Source organism: Nocardiopsis sp. NPDC055879, assembly GCF_053615935.1.
In genome coordinates this window covers 1-17021 of record NZ_JBSHCT010000023.1, presented here as the reverse complement: position 1 = coordinate 17021, position 17021 = coordinate 1, and the positions used below count along the sequence as shown (strand labels likewise).

At 64.5% G+C, this 17021-nt stretch carries 15 protein-coding genes, 1 pseudogene and 1 riboswitch; of the genes and pseudogenes, 6 read left to right on the top strand and 10 right to left on the bottom strand.

The window, feature by feature from the left end:
* The first annotated feature begins 296 nt into the window (after window positions 1-296).
* From ACWGKS_RS24030 to ACWGKS_RS24010, 5 genes are all read left to right on the top strand, one after another.
* Window positions 297-2471 (top strand): DNA methyltransferase, encoded by a 2175-nt coding sequence (locus ACWGKS_RS24030; protein WP_358507863.1) that lies wholly within the window; start codon window positions 297-299, stop codon window positions 2469-2471.
* Window positions 2468-3928 carry a class I SAM-dependent methyltransferase gene (locus ACWGKS_RS24025; protein ID WP_358507861.1) on the top strand — a complete coding sequence of 487 codons (1461 nt, stop codon included), beginning with the start codon at window positions 2468-2470 and terminating at the stop codon, window positions 3926-3928. Before ACWGKS_RS24030 ends, ACWGKS_RS24025 begins: the two co-directional genes overlap by 4 nt.
* Entirely contained in the window at window positions 3925-4293 is a 369-nt protein-coding gene (locus ACWGKS_RS24020) for a hypothetical protein (RefSeq protein WP_358507860.1), read from the top strand. Before ACWGKS_RS24025 ends, ACWGKS_RS24020 begins: the two co-directional genes overlap by 4 nt.
* A gap of 196 nt (window positions 4294-4489) precedes the next feature.
* A riboswitch (TPP riboswitch) is annotated at window positions 4490-4592 on the top strand.
* A 50-nt stretch (window positions 4593-4642) separates the two neighbouring features.
* The gene (locus tag ACWGKS_RS24015) at window positions 4643-5425 is read left to right on the top strand and encodes a 3-oxoacyl-ACP reductase (protein WP_358507858.1); all 783 of its coding nucleotides are present in this window, start codon (window positions 4643-4645) and stop codon (window positions 5423-5425) included.
* Window positions 5425-6759, top strand: a complete 1335-nt coding sequence (locus ACWGKS_RS24010) for an LLM class flavin-dependent oxidoreductase (RefSeq protein WP_358507856.1) — start codon at window positions 5425-5427, stop codon at window positions 6757-6759. Before ACWGKS_RS24015 ends, ACWGKS_RS24010 begins: the two co-directional genes overlap by 1 nt.
* Before the next feature lie 258 nt (window positions 6760-7017).
* Here ACWGKS_RS24010 and ACWGKS_RS24005 read toward each other — a convergent pair whose 3' ends face one another.
* From ACWGKS_RS24005 to ACWGKS_RS23960, 10 genes and pseudogenes are all read right to left on the bottom strand, one after another.
* On the bottom strand, window positions 7018-7500 hold the full coding sequence (locus ACWGKS_RS24005; RefSeq protein ID WP_358507854.1) for a carboxymuconolactone decarboxylase family protein: 483 nt from the start codon (window positions 7498-7500) through the stop codon (window positions 7018-7020).
* Complete coding sequence (locus ACWGKS_RS24000) at window positions 7497-7889, bottom strand: GNAT family N-acetyltransferase (RefSeq protein WP_358507852.1); 393 nt, start codon at window positions 7887-7889, stop codon at window positions 7497-7499. Before ACWGKS_RS24000 ends, ACWGKS_RS24005 begins: the two co-directional genes overlap by 4 nt.
* A gap of 91 nt (window positions 7890-7980) precedes the next feature.
* Window positions 7981-9034: pseudogene (locus tag ACWGKS_RS23995) on the bottom strand (pirin family protein).
* A 403-nt stretch (window positions 9035-9437) separates the two neighbouring features.
* The gene (locus tag ACWGKS_RS23990; protein WP_358507849.1) at window positions 9438-9911 is read right to left on the bottom strand and encodes a hypothetical protein; all 474 of its coding nucleotides are present in this window, start codon (window positions 9909-9911) and stop codon (window positions 9438-9440) included.
* 80 nt (window positions 9912-9991) lie between these two features.
* Window positions 9992-10456, bottom strand: coding sequence for a hypothetical protein (locus tag ACWGKS_RS23985; protein WP_358507847.1), 465 nt, complete (start codon window positions 10454-10456; stop codon window positions 9992-9994).
* A gap of 15 nt (window positions 10457-10471) precedes the next feature.
* A complete protein-coding gene (locus ACWGKS_RS23980) occupies window positions 10472-13423 on the bottom strand; it encodes a DNA/RNA non-specific endonuclease (RefSeq protein ID WP_358507845.1) in 2952 nt (983 codons plus the stop codon).
* 63 nt (window positions 13424-13486) lie between these two features.
* Window positions 13487-13822, bottom strand: a complete 336-nt coding sequence (locus ACWGKS_RS23975; RefSeq protein WP_358507844.1) for a DUF6507 family protein — start codon at window positions 13820-13822, stop codon at window positions 13487-13489.
* Window positions 13819-14145, bottom strand: coding sequence for a cell envelope biogenesis protein TolA (locus ACWGKS_RS23970; protein WP_358507842.1), 327 nt, complete (start codon window positions 14143-14145; stop codon window positions 13819-13821). The genes ACWGKS_RS23975 and ACWGKS_RS23970 overlap by 4 nt, the downstream gene beginning before the upstream one ends.
* A gap of 271 nt (window positions 14146-14416) precedes the next feature.
* A complete protein-coding gene (locus ACWGKS_RS23965; RefSeq protein WP_358507840.1) occupies window positions 14417-15826 on the bottom strand; it encodes a DUF6177 family protein in 1410 nt (469 codons plus the stop codon).
* Between the two features lie 138 nt (window positions 15827-15964).
* Window positions 15965-16495 (bottom strand): NUDIX hydrolase, encoded by a 531-nt coding sequence (locus ACWGKS_RS23960; RefSeq protein WP_358507838.1) that lies wholly within the window; start codon window positions 16493-16495, stop codon window positions 15965-15967.
* 182 nt (window positions 16496-16677) lie between these two features.
* Between ACWGKS_RS23960 and ACWGKS_RS23955 the strand changes: the two genes are divergently transcribed.
* On the top strand, window positions 16678-17021 hold a 344-nt coding region (locus ACWGKS_RS23955), incomplete at its 3' end, for a TetR/AcrR family transcriptional regulator (protein WP_452524127.1).

Here is a 17021-nt window from a genome sequence, read left to right as displayed (position 1 = left end):
AGCCGGAGAACCGTGTTCAGACGTCTTGGAACCCTTGGTCGCCCTCATGACTGGTCTCCAGAGGAGAAAGTGCCGATACGAAACTTCCAGTTCCCTGTGTTTCTCGTGGTGCCAGTGTGATGCGTTCGATGGTTGAGTCGAAAGAGATCTGCGGATGTGGGTTTAGGGAAATGGGAAAAGGTCAGTGAATTGCTAAACGTGACCTTCGAGTCTTCCTTTTTCGCACGTGCGAATGGTCTTGTGGATTCAGGTGTGGATGCACCTTCGATTGTCGCCCCCCGCGTAAGGACACGTCGATGCCCCCTGCGCCCCTGCCTCCGAACCTGTCCGCGATACGTGACGTCGGCGGGGTCATGCCCGCGGACATGCTCTTACGGATCTTCGACGGCCGCGACGTCGAGGGCGCACGGCCGTCCGACTACGGGATCATCGGCACCCGGGCGGTCGAGGACGAGGCCGAGCGGCTGTGGCAGGAACTGCGCGGTGCCTGGTGGGTGCTGCGGCGCACGTTGCCCGGTCGCGACGTGGAAGGACGGTTGCCGGGCGATCCCACGCGTTCCGCGCTGCGGGGCTGGATCGAACCGTTGTTCGTCGCTCTGGGGTTCGGGCGTCTCGCCGGATTGCGAATTCCCGGAATCTCGGCCGACGACGACCGAGGCCGCGTCTTCCCGGTGACCCACCGCTACCAGCACCTGTTGATCACGGTGGTGCCCTGGGACACCGAACTCGACAGGCGTGGCCGTGACGGATCCGCTTCTCCGCAGTCCCAGACGCAGGAGGCCCTCAACCGTGCGGGTGCCCACTTGTGGGGCCTGGTGACCAATGGCCGGGAGTTGCGATTGCTACGCGACTCCACCTCGCTGGCCGGAGCCGCCTACCTGTCCGTCGATCTGGAGGAGATCCTCGACGGCGAACCGGTCCACGAGTTCATCGCCCTGTGGAGACTCCTCCATGCTTCCAGATTCGAGGTCCTGGACGATGAACCACCGTCCACCTGCTTGATGGAACGCTGGCGCGACGAGGCGTTGCGTTCGGGCGTCCAGGCCTTGGACGCCCTACGACAGAACGTCGAGGAAGCCCTGGTCATCCTCGGGACCGGGTTCCTGCGACACCCGGACAACCACCACCTGCGACACCCCGTCCGTGTCGATGAACTCCACACCGCCCTTCTACGCATGGTGTTCCGGGTACTCTTCCTTGTCGTCGTGGAGGAACGCGACCTCCTCCACCCCACGAACACCGATCGGCTCACCCGTGGGCGCTACGCCGACTACTTCTCCTTCGCCCGACTACGACGGGTGGCCGACAGGGGCGGAGGTGGAGGCCCCCACCGGGACCTGCATACGAGTCTGCGCATCGTCTTGGACTCCCTCGGGCTGGAGACCGGTCGTCCCGAACTCGGTCTGGTGGGCCTGGGTGGACTCTTCACCCGCACCGAAGAGGATGGTTGCCTTGATGACGCGTCCTTGAGCAACCAGGTCCTGTCGCGCGCGATTCGCCGACTGTCGCGGGTACGGGACTTCGGAACCCGACGTTGGCGACCGGTCTCCTTCCGTACCCTTTCCTCCCGGGAGTTGGGCGCGGTCTATGAGTCCCTGCTGGAATGCCTGCCTCAATATCGGCCCGGCGATCACTCCTTCCACCTGGTCCACCGGGCGGGGAACACGCGCAAAATGACGGGTTCGTACTACACCCCGTCCTCCCTCATTTCCCGCCTACTGGACTCCTCTCTCGAACCGGTGCTCGACGAGGCCGTCAAACGAGGGGAGGACAAGGCCGCCGAGTTCGACGAACTCGACCCCGCGGACACCATCGCGGAGATGCTCCTGTCCGTCACGGTGTGCGACCCCGCGTGCGGATCCGGTCACTTTCTGGTGGCCGCCGGCCAACGCATCGCCAAACGGGTCGCGGCCGTCCGAGAGGGCACGCCCGAACCGGGGGAGGAGGCCTACCGCCAGGCGTTGCACACGGTGGTCGCACGTTGTCTGTACGGAGTCGACCTCAATCCCATGGCCCTGGACGTGGCCAAGATGGCGCTGTGGCTGGAGGGCATGGCGCCGGGCAGACCACTCGACCTGCTCGACCCCCACCTCAAATGTGGAAACGCCCTCATGGAGCGACTCCCGCGCAGATACGGGCCGGTATCCCCGACGCGGCCTTCGCCCCGGTGGAAGGTGACGACCGCAAAGTCGTGGAGTCACTGGGAAGGACCAACACACTCGAACGTGTCGGTCAGGGTGCGCTGTTCGACACCGAGTCCAACGCGGTCAAGGTCGGCAACACCACCTACGCGGAGGGGCTCAACGGGCTCTACACGATCCAGGTGGGAAGCCTGCGGGACGTCCGAGAGCAGGAACAGGTCTACCGGGCCTGGCGTACGTCTGCCGACTACCGCAGGGACGTGCACATCGCCGACGCCTGGTGCGCCACCTTCCTCTGGGAGAAGAGGGCGGGCACACCCCGGCCGGTGACCGACGAGACCTTCCGCCGGCTCTTCGACCCCGAGGACGCCGCTGCGACCGAGGCCACCCACGCCGAGATCAGGCGACTTCGAGAGCGGTATCGGTTCTTCCACTGGCACCTGGAGTTCCCCGACATCTTTCGGGTCTGTGACGACGAAGGGAGTGGTGGCAATGGCGCTCTGGGCTGGCAGGGCGGGTTCGACTGTGTGCTGTCGAACCCGCCCTGGGACAAGCTCGACTTCGAGGACAAGAAGTACTTCAGCGTGGTCGAACCCTCGCTCGCCCGCATCGCCGGGTTGGCTCGTAGAGAGGCGATCGGACAGTGGCAGCGCGACCACCCCGAAGAAGCGGAGCGATACCGGTCGGCGCGCCGTCAGGTGAAATCCACCCTGCACTTCGCCGGGCGTTCGGAGGGGTTTCCCGCGTGTGCCAAGGGGCTCACGGTCAAAGGGGTGAACACCCTTCAGGTGGATCATCTCTTCGTGGAGCTGTTCACCGCACTCGTCAAGCCCGAGGGCCGGATCGGTGCGATCGTCCCTACGTCCATCGCCACCGGGGCCGGAGCCCAGGAACTCTTCGCGAGCCTGACCCGTGACCGGTCGATCGCTTCCCTGTACGACTTCGAGAATCTGAAGCAGCTGTTCCCCGGGGTCGACGCACGGCAGAGATTCAGTTTGCTGTCGTTGCACGGGGACAAAGCCCCCGTTCCTGTGGCCGACTACGCCTTCTTCCTACATGAGCCGGCCCATCTCGACGACGGAAGTAGGAGCTTCGAACTCACCGCTGACGAGATCGCCCTGCTCAGCCCCAACACGGGTTCGATCCCCCTATTTCAGTCCAGGCGTGACGCCGATCTCACCCTCTCTATCTACCGTCGAATCCCGGTGCTCTGGAAAGAGGGACAACGGGACGGAAATCCATGGGCGATCAGGTTCAAACGTCTGTTTGACATGACCGATGACTCCGGTCTCTTCCGCGACATGATGGGCCTGGAGAAGGAAGGGTGGGAGCTACGGGGTAACGTCTTCGAGCGCGAAAGCCGTCGAATGATGCCACTCTACGAAGCGAAGATGGCTCACCACTTCGACCATCGGTGGAATGGCTTCACCACGGCCGGAGCTCCGCGACAACCGGCCCAGATCGAGAAGGGGCCCCCGCTTACGCGCCGATGCCGCGCTACTGGGTTCCCGGAGAGGATGGTTCCAGACCGGGTCTGGCCACGCGACTGTCGGAGGTCGGGTGGAACAGAGAATGGCTCTACGGTTGGCGTGACATCTGTCGATCGAATGATGAGCGAACCGGGATTCCCGCCTTCCTGCCACGTGTGGCCGTCGGCCACACCTTCCCGCTCATGTTCGTGCAACGGAGACCGCACCTGGTCGCGGCCTTGTGCGCCGTTCAGAGTTGCCTGGTCTTCGACTTCGTCGGCCGCCAGAAGATCAACGGCGCGCACATGTCCCTCATGACCTGGAAACAGCTTCCCGTGCCCACACCCGAGCAGCTGGAACCCCATCTCGGCTTCCTGGTGCCTCGCGTCCTCGAACTCATCTACACCACCCATGACATGGAACCTCTGGCCAGGGACCTCGGCCACGAAGGCCCACCCTTCCCGTGGGACGAAGAACGCCGTGCGACCATCCGCGCCGAACTGGACGCCTACTGCTTCCGCCTCTACGGGCTCGACCGGCAGGAGGTGGACTATGTCTTGGAGACCTTCCAGACGGCCAAGGGCGGCCTGAAGAACAACGAGATCGCCAGGTTCGGAACCTACCGAACCAAGGAGTTGGTCCTGGACGCCTTCGATGGTCTGACGGACGTGGCGATCCAATAGAAGCCCTGGAGACCGCAGCGGAAGTCTGGGCCCGGACCACCCCACCCGGGCGTCGACGTGTGCTCGGGAGCATTCCCTTGCCCGTCGACGTGGAGGGGCACCAACCGGCCGGCTCCCCGAAGGTGCGATCGCCGAGCGGGAGGCGAGCGCGGCACCGGCCGGTGGCCCGAGAGGGTGCCTATGGGCTACCTTGATCGGCAGTGACACGGGGTGCCCTGAATCCACTGATCAGGGCTGAGATGACACCCGTCGAACCTGATCCGGGTCATACCGGCGAAGGGATGTCCGTACATGGCCGGTGGTATCGGTGGCCGAAGGGACGCCTTCGCCCATGCCAGAAAGGCCACCGATGAGTTCTTCCCGCACCGCACTCCCCATCGACCAACAGACGGTCGTCGTCACCGGCGGGGCCCGAGGGCTCGGGTCCCGGCTGGTCCAGGCCTTCCTGGGGCAAGGCGCCCGAGTGGTGATCAACTACCTCCACAGCGCAGAAGCGGCTCGCGAGCTCGCCGCCACCCACCCCGACCGCGCCCTGGCCGTGCGAGCGGACGTACGCGACCCCGAACAGGTCGCCTCGATGGTCCAGACCGCAGAGGGCCATTTCGGCTCCTCCGTCTCCACCGTCGTCAACAACGCGCTCGCCGACTTCTCCTTCAACGGCGACGCACGACCCCACGCCGACACGCTCACCCCACAACACCTCGACCAGCAGTTCAGCGGTACCGTCCACGGCGCACTGAACACCGTCCAGGCGGCCCTGGCCTCCATGCGCGGCCAAGGGTTCGGCCGGGTCATCAACGTGGGCACCAACCTGTTCCAGCACCCGGTCGTCCCCTACCACGACTACACAGCGGCCAAGGCGGCGCTGCTGTCGCTGACCCGCACGCTCGCCCACGACCTGGGACCCGACGGCATCACCGTCAACATGGTCTCCGGTGGTCTGCTGCGCACCACCGACGCCAGCTCCGCCACCCCCGAGAGCGTCTTCGACATGATCGCCTCCTCCACACCGCTGCGCCGGGTCACCACACCGGCCGAGTTCGCCGACGCGGCCCTGTACTTCGCCTCTCCCTGGGCGCGCGCGGTCACCGGTCAAAACCTCGTCGTCGACGGCGGGCTGGTGATGAACTGATGACCGCCGCTTCCGCGCCTGACCAGGCCCCCGATCGCCGGATGCACCTCAACCTGTTCATCTTCGGCTGTGGCCACCACAAGGCCGCCTGGCGTCACCCCGACTCGCCGGCCGAACGGATCGGTGACATCACCTACTTCGAAGAACTGGCCCGCACCGCCGAACGCGGCCGCTTGGACGCGGTGTTCTTCGCCGACGGCCACGCCACGGGCGACGTCGCCGGTGGCCCGTGGTGGTTCCTCGAACCGTTGACCGCTCTGGCGGCCATGAGCCGGGCCACCCGGCACATCGGTCTGGTCAGCACCGTCTCCAGCACGTTCTACACGCCTTTCCACGCGGCACGCCTGCTGGCCTCCCTGGACCACATCAGCGGAGGCCGAGTGGGCTGGAACGTGGTGACGTCCATGTTCGACACCGAGGCCCGTAACCACGGATACGAGCGGATGCCCGCGCACCAGGAGCGCTACGCGCGAGCCGAGGAGTTCGTGGAGGTGGTGCTGGGGCTGTGGGACTCCTGGAGCGACGAGGCCTTCCACTACGACCGGGAGGGGGTCTTCGCGGACCCGGACCTGGTGCGCCCCATCGGCCACCGGGGAGAGCACTTCCAGGTCGACGGTCCGTTGAACGTGCCGCGCCCGGTACAGGGCAACCCGGTGCTGTTCCAAGCGGGTTCGTCGGAACAGGGACGCACGCTGGCGGCCCGCCGCGCCGAGGCCATCTACTCCGTGGCCTATGACCTGCCCAGCGCCCAGGACTACTACGGCGACGTCAAGGCGCGGATCCGTCGGGCGGGCCGCGACCCCGGGTCCGTCGCCATCATGCCCGGACTGGTCACCTACGTCGGTTCCACCGAACGGGAGGCCCAAGACAAGCAACGTGAACTGGACGAACTGCTGCCGACCGAGGAGTCATTGCAGCAGCTGGGGCTGTTCACCGAACAGGACTGTTCCGATTGGGAGCTGGACGCGCCGGTTCCCGAGCTGCCGCCACTGGAGGAGTTCACCGGTCCCAAGGGACGCTACGAGACCATCTTGCGCATCATCGACTCCGAACGGCCCACGGTGCGGCAACTGCTGGGCCGTCTGGCCGCCGGCGGCGGACACTGCACCATGGTCGGAACGCCCGAGCAGATCGCCGATCGGATGACCCGGTGGTACGAGAACGGTGGCGCGGACGGGTTCAACCTCATGCCGCCGTCGTTGCCGGGCGGGATCGAGGACTTCGTGGACCATGTGGTTCCCGTCCTGCAACAGCGAGGGCTGTTCCGTCGCGAGTACGAGGCGGACACGCTTCGGGGCCATTTGGGTCTGGAACGGCCGCCGTCACCGCACTGAATACGGGAGGGAGGTCAGGGAGGTGGGAGGCCTGAGGAGCCGTCCTCGACCTGTCCGGACCTCCCTGCCATAGGAGAGGCGCGCGGCAGCAATCGTCTCAGGGCTGCTGAGCGCCGGCAGACCCCCGTGTCGGGAGCCTCGTTCGGATGTGACCGCCTTGCTCCGAACCTTGGGTGCCGAGCACGTCACCCTGTTGGAGAAGGTGGGCTTTCCGGAAAAGGGGACCCACCGCTGTAGCGCTTTTTCGGGAGGAGGGCGTTACAGCGGTGGAAATCGCTTTCCCTGTCGTGTGATCACGGGATGACCACTGGCGATCGAGACCCGGTTGAACGCGTTGATGAGCGCGGTCGTCCACTCCACCGCGGAGATCTGTGCGGTGGTCAGGTGGGCGGCCGCACGGGCGTTGATCTCCTGCCGGTCGACGGCGGGGTCGATGACGGTGAGGGACTCCGCCAGGAGCAGCGCGGCCTTTTGCATGTCGGTGAACACGCCGGCTTCACGCCAGGACGGCAGCACGTCCAGGACACTCTGCTTCACCCCGGCCTTGCGGGCCTTGGGAACGTGGATGCTCAGGCAGGTCGGGCACCCGTTGATCTGGGAAACCCGGACGTTGATCAGCTCGATGGTGTCATCGCCCAGACCCGCCTCGTGCGAAGCGGCCCGGGAGGCCACAGCCGCCTTGCCGAGCGCCTTGTACACAGTGGGGTGTTCCTTGTCGATGTAGGGACGCTCCGCGCTCATGCCTGCTCCTCGGTCGTCTTCTGGACCAGGGCCAGGTCCGCGGGCCTGGGCTTGCGGAACCTGCCGCCCTGGGCCGTGTACTCCTCGCCGTGTTCCTTCAGGTGCTTGGCGAACAGTGGGCACACGGGGACGACGGTGATGTTCCTGCGGACGCTGTCGGCCAGCGCCTCGCGCAGCAGGAGTCCGGCCAGACCCCGTCCACCGAACTCCGGTGAGACCTCGGTGTGGAAGAAGACGCGCTCACCGTCGCCCTCCGGTGGGTCGACGAAGTCGGCGCGGCCGGCGAGGGTGCCGTCTTCCAAGGTCACGGTGTAGGCGCTGATGGCGCGCGTTTCGTCAAGGGCGATATGCACGACGGCGCCGGTCTTGTCGGTCTGTGGTTCGGTCAAGGTGAAGACCTCTCTGGGGATGCTGCCGGGCCGGTCGGTGGCGCACACGACGGCGCCCCGGCCCGGTGGGATCGGTGTTCGGCGGTGTGGATCAGTCCTGGGACCGCGCGTGGGGCGGCGGGTTCTTCCTCGGCCGCATCCGAACCTGGGGCAGGTCGGGGGCCGGGAGCCATCCCATGCCATCGCGGTTCTTTCCCGGGCCGCCGTGCCCCACGTAGCCTTCGACGCGCCCGAACCGCTCGCCGCGCTCCTGCCATTCCTCCCGGTACCGCCGGATCTCCTCGGTGGTGCGGCCCAGGAAGTTCCACCACATGACGAGCTCCTCGGCGAAGGGGGCGCCTCCCACGAGCACGAGCCGGGCCGGTTCGTCGCCGTCGTTGGCGATACGCAGCTTCTGGCTTCCCACCCCCGGTGTAGCCCACGGCGTCCTTGGGAACGCGCACGCCCTCCAGTGTGATGGCCTCGCCCGTGTCCACCAGCAGGCCGTGCTCGAACCCGGACTGGACCGCCAGGTCCAGGGTCGCGCCGGGATCGAGCCTGATCTCGGCGCCCACCAGCGGCGAGTACATGCTCACCGGGGACTGTGAACCCAGCAGTGAACCGAGGAAGACGAGCGCGGACCCGCCGTCGAAGGTGACGGGCTCGGGGACATAGTGCTCGAACTCCCGGCCCTGCCGGTTGCGCGCCTCCTCGGGGAGGGCGATCCAGAGCTGCACCCCATGGAGCCGGCGGGTGTCAGGGGTAGAGGTCTCGGAGTGACAGATGCCGGCACCCGCCGTCATCAGGTTCATCTCACCGGGAAGGACGTGGGCGCTGTTGCCACCGGAGTCGATGTGGGCGACGGTCCCTTGGAACAGCCAGCTCAGCGTCTGAAGGCCCGTGTGCGGGTGCGGAGCCACGTCCATCCCACCACTGGCCGACACGTCGTCCGGCCCGTAGTGGTCGATGAAGCACCACGCGCCGATCAACGAACGCTGCCGTTGCGGCAGGGTACGGCGCACGTTCATGGCACGCGGTCCACCCAGGGGCACGTCGCGGGCGGTGATGAGCTCGACGGGAGCTCCACCCTCCCGTTCGGCCCACGGCCCCGGGAGGCCGCCATCGACGCACACGTGGGTGTCGGGGTCAGCCTCTGGATCGGTCATCGCGAAGTCCCTTCCGCCGCGGGGTCGGATACGACGGTTGTGGTGTTGATGTTCTCTCCTCCAGGCCAGGCAGGTGCAGGAGCGTGCGAGCTCCACCTGTACTCAGCCCCAAGGTAAGCGCACGCGACTTCATCGTGCCAAGGCCCTACAGAGAGGGTGATGGTCGGGCTAGGGAGTGGGGTGTCAGTGGCCGTCACGGTTGGAACTGTGGGGTCTTCGACTCGATGTCAACGAACCGATGTCACGATGCGAAATATCCGTGAGCGATCAGCGGTCGAGGCATGAGTTTTACGGTTCGTTCGATATTCCTGTTCAGCTCATCTGCGAAGGATGCGTTCTATTTCGCCCAGGCGGGAGGGACGGGTCGCCTTGGCGCCCTGTGAATCCGTATGTACCAAAATTCCTACCCGTCCGCTTCTCCACCGAGCTTTTGTTGCAGCCAGGCGGGGATGTGTTCTTCGTCGCGGGGGAAGTATTTGAGGTCGTTGGTGAAGGCTGGGCCGATGAGGCCCGGGATTTCAGGATCCTCATAGTTGTATTTGATGGAGAATCGTCCGGGATGGGCGACGGAGTAGCGGACCGAGAACCATGTTCCTTTTCCGTCCCGGTAGAGGCCCGCCCTCAAGTCCTCGAACAACAGGTTGACCGCAACTGGTTCGCTCGATTCGAGGGTGTCCCCGTTCTGGTTCTTGACCGTGTAGGTGGTGAACGACTGATCGGCTACGGAGACACGAGTGTAAACAATCTCAGCCCAGTCGTTCGATGCTTCTTCTACCATCTTCCGGCCAATTTTTACCAGAAGCTCTTGTTGCTTTTGTGGATCCAATTGATTTCCGGTGAGTTCGATAATTCCTGCATCTGAGTATCGTTTTTCCATGGCCTGATTCTCCTTTTGGTGAAGGTTTCTCGTGGTAGTCGAGTCGGAGGCCGCTTCGCGGTCGATCTCCGTTCCTAGGGTCACTCGGATTGCATACGGGGTTCCTCGCTGAGTTTTTGTTGGAGCCAATCGGGGATGTGTTCGTCATCGCGGGGGAAATATTTGAGATCGTTGGTGTATCCCCATGCGGTGGGAAAGAGAATATGAGGATCTTCGTCGTAGTTATACTCGACATGGAAATTTCCAGGTCGAATGATTGTGAATTTAATCGAAAACCAGGTTCCCTCGCCTTCTCGATACATTCCTGCGCGCAAGTTGTCGAGCAAAGGTCCGATAGTGTTGGGTCCCCAGCCTGCTATGTTTTTTTCGTATGCATCGTGCACCTGAAATTTAGAAGAGCTGTGGTCAATCACAGCGTCACTTCTATAAATTACCTTTTTCCATCCTTGTGGTGCCCGCGAAAGAATGGACTGGCAGATCTCCTTGATGAGATCGAGCTGTTGAGTGTGGTTAAGGTGGCCTCGTTTGAAATGCTTGCTTACCAAAGGATATTCCTTGCGTCAATCGAGTGGTGGTAGATTTTTATATCGCTGAGGTTCCATTGGAACGCCATTAATGCTCCATTCCACATTGAAGGCAGAGGGCGGTGGGTCGATGAAATTTCCAGATTTGGGTGGGTACTCGATCCGAGGCATGCTGGGATCGAACTCGCTAGTGATCTTCGCCTGAATGTCAGGTTTTCCAGGTTTTAAGGAAATCGCATCGTTCCATTCTCCATTATTGAAATCCGGATTGTTGAAGTTGTGCCACTCGTCCCCATGCTTCAGTAGTCCGCGCCAGCTGCGCTCCAAATTATAGAATGATCCGTCGATCGTCCCGAGTTCTTCGGGGAGTCGGTCGGAGAATGCGGTATTGGTCCGATTTTGGTTGATGTCGAAGCGCATGGGAGGCATGTTAAGAAGCTCTCCCGGTCCGAAGAACTGTGTGCCGAAGAGATGCCCTCCCTGAAATTCAACTTGCTGATATTGCGGCACCTCTCCCGGTTCTGGCCACCGTTTTTCTGTCTCAAAGAAGTCCTTCCTGTACTGTTCGTTGAGGAGTTCGAAGTACAGCTCCCCATCATGTCCGGACTGTGTTTGCTGTGTCTCGTTGCGGTGATTCTCTGCTCTGGTAATGGTGCCCTCTGCCTCGACCGTCCTTCCGTACTCGTCCGTGCGGAAAGTGTAGTTCCCATCGACTACGTAGGTCATGTCCGGCCGAGGGTCCATGAACTCCGGGTTCCTTCCGCCCCACGCGGGGGAGTCGGCGCGAATCTCCCGGATCTTTCCGTCGCTATCGGTGATGTAGTCGATCGAACGTTTGCCGTCCGCCTCCAACACCGTGTACCGGGTGTCGGGGTCCAGCGTTACGTCGTCGCCGAACCGCGCCCCCTCCTTGGTGAAGAAGCGAGGATCTCGACTGTCGACCTTTACCGGGGCATCGGTTGAAGGCTTCTCCGAGCTCGGCCGGGCATCGGAACCTGAGGAGTCTCTTGGAGCGGAAGGTTCACTCGGACCGAAGAGATCGCCTCCGTCGTCCTCGGGTCGGCCCGGGTCGGACCCAGAAGGGGAGTCGTCTCCCGGGCTCCTCGGTGGGAGGGGCGGTCCACCGCCTTGCCCGCTGCCGTCGTTGCCACCTCCGGTGGCGGGTGTGGGGCCCCCGGTTTCCTCGCGTGGACGGCTTCGATCCGGTTGATCATTGTCGTGGTTCTGGGTTCGGGTGTCATTTCGGCCGTCGCCCGAGTCGTCATGGCGGCTCCGAGGACTTTCCTCGTTCCGGTGAGTGCTGGACCCCTCCGACTCGGAATCATGTCCCGAGTGTGAGGAGGGCCCTGGAACGTCCGTCTCCCGACTAGGACCGTGCGACGTACCGGCGCCCGTGTCCTCGCGTTGCGGACGTGGCGTGCTCTGACCGTCCTCTCCGGAGAGAGAAGGAGCGTCATCGTCGCCGGGACGCTGAGGCGAAGGGCGCCCCTCCTGAGCGGGCCCGCTCTCCGTCTGATTCGGGGTAGGGGGATTCCGTGGAGCCGGGCCGTCAGCGGAAGTGGGGCGGTCAGGAGAGATGGATGGCGCGGGCCGGTGCTGGTTCGGGTCCAGCAGCGATTCCTGCGTTATCGCGAGTTGGTCGGCGAAGCGCTCGGTGGTCGAGGTGGTGCCCCCCGGACGATCCTGGGGGAGAGGACTGCTGGGCCAGCCCTCGGCCCCGGGCCCACCACGCGCCCTGAAAACGTCGGAGCTCTCTGAACCGGTTCCGCTAGAGCCAGTGCCAGGGGACCCGCCGGAGCCGGAATCCCCGGAGGGCATGTCCACCCCCGACCCGACCACGATCTTGACCAGCTTGAGCGGTAGGCCACCGGTCATCATCACCGCGTTGGTGGCGATGGTGGTGTTGGAGTAGGCGACGCCGTCCTCACGGGTGGACCAGGCGGTGTGGCCTTCGATCAGCTCGTCCTTGGTGTCTCCTATGTTGTCGACCCACCGGTCCCACCCGGCGCCGGCTCCTTCTTGCCCGCCTTCGCCTGGTTCCCACAACCAACCGTGCTCGTCGTGGATACCGACCAGAGCGGCTGTGTCCATCCCCGCGTCGATCCAGGCGGCCTTGGCGTTGTCCTTGCGGCCGGTCAGATCGAAACGCCACCCGTTGTCGGGGTGCCAGAAGCCGAGTTTGGACTGGAACCCCACTGCTGTTCCCCACAGCACGTCGGTGACCACCGTGTCCCACACGGCTTGGCCGTAAGGGTTGTCGAACTTCGCCAGGTCGGGATGGAACTCTTCCCTCGCCCAGTTCGCGACGTTGTTCACCGTGTTGTTCACGTAATCGAAGGACAGTTCCGGGTCCAGCGGATCCATGTCGACGTCACCGGCGTCGGTGGGCAACCCGTAGACGAGAACGCCATCTCCGCTCGCCTGGTCGGGGGAGGCGTAGGCGGGTCCGTCGAAGAGGTTCGAGATCCGGGTGGCGCAATCGTTCTCGGCCTCGTTGAAGGTGGCCCAAGCTGCGTTGACCGCGCTCTTGAGTCGGAGGTTCTCCTGCAGGGCCCACTCGTCGGTTTCGTCGTCCTTGTCCAGCCACCACAGCTTGTTGTCGTGGTTGCGGTTCCAAAGACTCTGGGCCTCGATCCTGAGGGTGTTGAGCTCGCCTCGGGCTGTCTTGGCGGCTTCGGCGAGATCCTCCAGCGCGCCGGCGACGGTGGACAGGTCGGTTTCCAGGCCATCACCACGGTCCACGACCGGGTCCATCTTGGCGAAGAGCGTCTCGCTCTCGGGGGCCTCGTAGTGGGCTTGAAGACCCTGCCAGGTGGAACGCATGTCCTCGGCCCCACTGGCGATGTCCTCCCCGCCGCTGCGTAGTGTTTCAGCGGCGTAGTTGAGGGACCACACGTCGGTCAGGGGATAGGGGATGGCCTCAGGGTCGATCAGCGTGAACGGATTGGGGTCCACGCCGTCCTGGGGCTCGGTGGGTTCGAAACTCACCAGGAAGCCTTCCGGGGAACTGGAGCGGGGGTGGGGGTGGGGGTGGGGTTGGTCAGGGGGAGGTCAAAGGTCGAGGTTTTCGGTGGTGCCCGCCTGACGTTGTGCTTCGGCGGCCATGTCCTCTTGGCCCTGGGTGTAGGCCGTGGTGGCATCGGTGGCGCCTTGCAGGCACGACAGGCTCCGTGTGAACATGGCGTCGGTTTCGCCGCTGAAGTGTTCGAAGAATCCGGATAGGGCGGATTCCACCGGTGGGCTCTTGGCATTGGACAACGCCATGTCGATCCCGTCCGAGGTGGAGTCGATGGTGGAGGAGAAACCTCCTCCTTCCAAACCGAGCTGGTCCCCGAGGTCGGTCAGTACCAGTGAGACCCCGTAGACGTCGATGCTCCATTCGCTCATCGGTCCTCCTTGCCGGGGGAAGGGGTGAAGCGGTGGGGGTGGAACTCCGCTCCGGGGTCGCTCTCCACCTGGCCGGCGGCGATACGGTCGGCCTCGACCATGTCCTGCTCAATGACGTGGGCTCTCAGGCGGTTCAACGAGGTGCGGACACCGCCGACGGCCTTGGCCATCCGCTTTCCGATGGGTTTGGTGCCGAGCCGTTCCTTGCCGGTCTTGGCGAGCTGTGGTTCCTTGAGACGCTCAGCCGTGGACGTGGGGTGCGCAAACCCGGAGGCGGCACCGTCGTCGACACCCTCAGGAGGCTCGACCATCTCGAATTTCATTCAGAAGCCTCCTCGGTCCTTTACCGACCCCGCGGGGGTCTGTGGCCTTGCCTCAGCAGTATGCACATAGGGGGTGACTCTCCATGAAGGGCCATGGTTCGTGGGAAAGGTGCATCGCTACGAATGAAGAGACAGCGCACCGGTATTCGTCGCAGAACATGCAGATGAGAAAGCTGAAACCCTCAAAAAAGTGACGCACGGCACTTTTTCTCGTTGGTGGTTTTCGGTGGAGTCAGGGGCGCCGAGCCGGCTGCAACGGGCGCGCCTCTCCTCAGGTCGACGCGGACAGGTGGGCCGATTGCCGCTGGGCGAGATCCAGTGCGCGCAAGGGGGTGCTCGCGTCCTCCAACACCGGATACCAAACCGCCTGCTTGTCACCCTCCCCAAGGAGCACACCCGGAATGGGTCCGGCCTGGGCGGCGCCAGGCCCGATACGGAGCAGGTGGTCAGGTCCTATCGCGAGCCCGACCGGAACGGCGGGTCCCGTCCATACCGGTTCGTAGGTGAGGTCGGGGCGACCGGGAAGCCGGCGCACCCGCAACGCTCCCAAGAGCCCCTCCCCGGCCAAGGTCTCCACCAGGGTGGGGAGTTCCTCGAAAGGCACCGTGTTCTCGTTCTCGAACCCGATGACCACCGAAATCCGCTCCAGGACTCGACTTCCGCGCCAGGAGAGACGGAACTGGCCCGAGAACGCAGGACCCTGATCCAGTGGTCCGGACAGGTACAGAATCCATGGTCGGGGCCTGCGGCGAAGAGCCGATTCGATGATCCGCGCACGGTCCCAGGCCAAGAGAGCGGGCTCGTGGGGGCCCCAGACCGATGGTTTCGCTCCGGTCAGGTGCTCGGTGATGATCTGCGTGGCCCGACCCAACTCCGGGGTGAAAGGGTCTGGGTGCAGAACGGACACATCCACCACTAGCTGAGTCCCCGATGTTTCGGCGAAGTCGGCGAGGAACCCGGAGACCGGTGCCGCGTCGGGGTGCTTCTCGGTCCAGTTCGGCCCGACCGGTTCCTCGACCGGCCGGAAACCGTAGGTCTCGTCCCAGTGCACGGCCAGTCCGGTGAGGCCGTCGAAGTGTCCACCATCCTCGCCCTGAACGACCCAGCGCCCCAAAGGGCCGGCCAGAAAGGTGCGGGCTCCGTAGGTGAGCCGTGTGGTGGCGGGGGTGAGCACCTGTAGCGTTTTCTCCCGTCCGTATGTGGCCACCGCGTCGCTGAGCCAGGAGGAGAACGGCACCACGTCTCGGTCCTGGGCGACCAGGAGCGCCCGCTCGGCGGTCCGTTCGGTGGTCGGGTGTTCGGGTTCCTCCCACAGATCGAAGTCGGCGCTGCCCGAGGTCCACACCGCCCCGCCGAGTCGCAGCGCGAGCCTGTCGGAGAACCGATGCGCGACCTCACGGCCCTGTTCGTCGGGACGGGCACGGGTCTCCACCCACCAGTAGGTCTCCGGAAGACCGGCGACGACGTCCTCGCCGAGCAGGCGGACCACGTCGTCGGGTCGTTCCACCTCTTGACCCGGTTCCAGGGTGGCCAGCAGCCGGCCCTCCTGATCCCGAATCTGTAGGACGTCGGTGTTTCCGTGCACATGTAGGCGCAGCTCTGGGTCGACGTACTGCAAGGCGTCGACGATCGCCTGTTCATTGGGGCGTCCACCGACCAGGGCCACCACGTCGTAGCTCAACGACTCTCCTTCGTTTCGAGGTACGGGTGACCGAGATCGTCCGAAACAGGCATGGGACGGGCCACTTTTCGTGGGTGAGCATAACCAGATCCTCACGAAACATTCGACGCGTCCCCCTGAGCCCTCGACACCCTCTGGCTAGCGCTGTCGGCTTCCGGTCTGGGAAGCCGACCACCGTACGTGTTCGCGGATCCTGTCCCGGTCCTCGGGAAAGACGGTTTCCCAGTCCTGCTCCAGCGGGATCCAAGCGGCCGGTTGGCCCTCCTCTCCGTCCAGGGGAAGCTCCCGGTCGATGCTCGCCACGTACGAGAATCCCAGTGAGGGATCCCAGTCCGAACGGTAGGAACGCACACTGACGGCGGCGGGCACGGGATCGAGGTCCCCGGCCACGCCGGTTTCCTCCAGGAGTTCGCGAGCGGCCGCTTCGATCGGTGTCTCTCCCGGGTCGACCTTGCCGCCGGGAGGCACCCAACCGCGCCAACGGTGTCGGATCAGCAACACGTGACCGTGGTCGCGGTCGAGCGCCCATACCTCCGCGGCCACGGGAGCCATAGGCTCGTTGAACGCTTCGTTCAACCAGGTACGGGCGTCGTCGAACTCGCGGGTGGCCCGAAGAGTTTCGGTCAGCACCGAGCCGAGGGTCCGTGGTGAGAGGGGAGTGCGCGTCATTGGAGCCACTGTAGAGAGCACACTCACGCGCCAAGGCCCCAGGCTTCGAAACCGGCCGAGGTGGAGACGATGGCCGGGCGATCGATCGATGAGTACTGGTCCGGTCGCACGTGCCCGGTGGTGTGGGCGGGGTGCCATCCGGTTCCCCACCGGAAACCGAGGCGGGTTCTAGGATGACGGGCATGACTGAGGAGAAGGTGCGGCGTGGGCGTCCGCGCAGTGAGGCTTCGCGGCGGGCCGTTCTGGAGGCGACCGCGAGATTGGTGGGGGCCAAGCCCTATGACGATCTGACGATCGAGGGGATCGCCGCCGAGTCGGGGGTGGCCAAGACGACGATCTACCGGCGGTGGAACTCCAAGGCGGAGATCGTGCGCGAGGCGACCCTTTCCGGGTTTCTTCGGGTCGGTGGTCTGGAGGTGGTGGACACCGGAGATCTTCGTGCCGATCTGCTCGCCTGGGTGTTGGGGTTGCGACAGGAGGCGTTCGATCCCGGTCACATGAGCCTGGCGCGCGCGGTGCTCTCGGC

Bases quoted from the DNA above. Each gene is read 5' to 3' on its own strand.
- ACWGKS_RS24030 (WP_358507863.1), top strand. From the start codon at position 297: ATGCCCCCTGCGCCCCTGCCTCCGAACCTGTCCGCGATACGTGACGTC.
- ACWGKS_RS24020 (WP_358507860.1), top strand. From the start codon at position 3,925: ATGACCTGGAAACAGCTTCCCGTGCCCACACCCGAGCAGCTGGAACCC.
- ACWGKS_RS24015 (WP_358507858.1), top strand. From the start codon at position 4,643: ATGAGTTCTTCCCGCACCGCACTCCCCATCGACCAACAGACGGTCGTC.
- ACWGKS_RS24010 (WP_358507856.1), top strand. From the start codon at position 5,425: ATGACCGCCGCTTCCGCGCCTGACCAGGCCCCCGATCGCCGGATGCAC.
- ACWGKS_RS24005 (WP_358507854.1), bottom strand. From the start codon at position 7,500: ATGAGCGCGGAGCGTCCCTACATCGACAAGGAACACCCCACTGTGTAC.
- ACWGKS_RS23990 (WP_358507849.1), bottom strand. From the start codon at position 9,911: ATGGAAAAACGATACTCAGATGCAGGAATTATCGAACTCACCGGAAAT.
- ACWGKS_RS23975 (WP_358507844.1), bottom strand. From the start codon at position 13,822: ATGAGCGAATGGAGCATCGACGTCTACGGGGTCTCACTGGTACTGACC.
- ACWGKS_RS23970 (WP_358507842.1), bottom strand. From the start codon at position 14,145: ATGAAATTCGAGATGGTCGAGCCTCCTGAGGGTGTCGACGACGGTGCC.
- ACWGKS_RS23960 (WP_358507838.1), bottom strand. From the start codon at position 16,495: ATGACGCGCACTCCCCTCTCACCACGGACCCTCGGCTCGGTGCTGACC.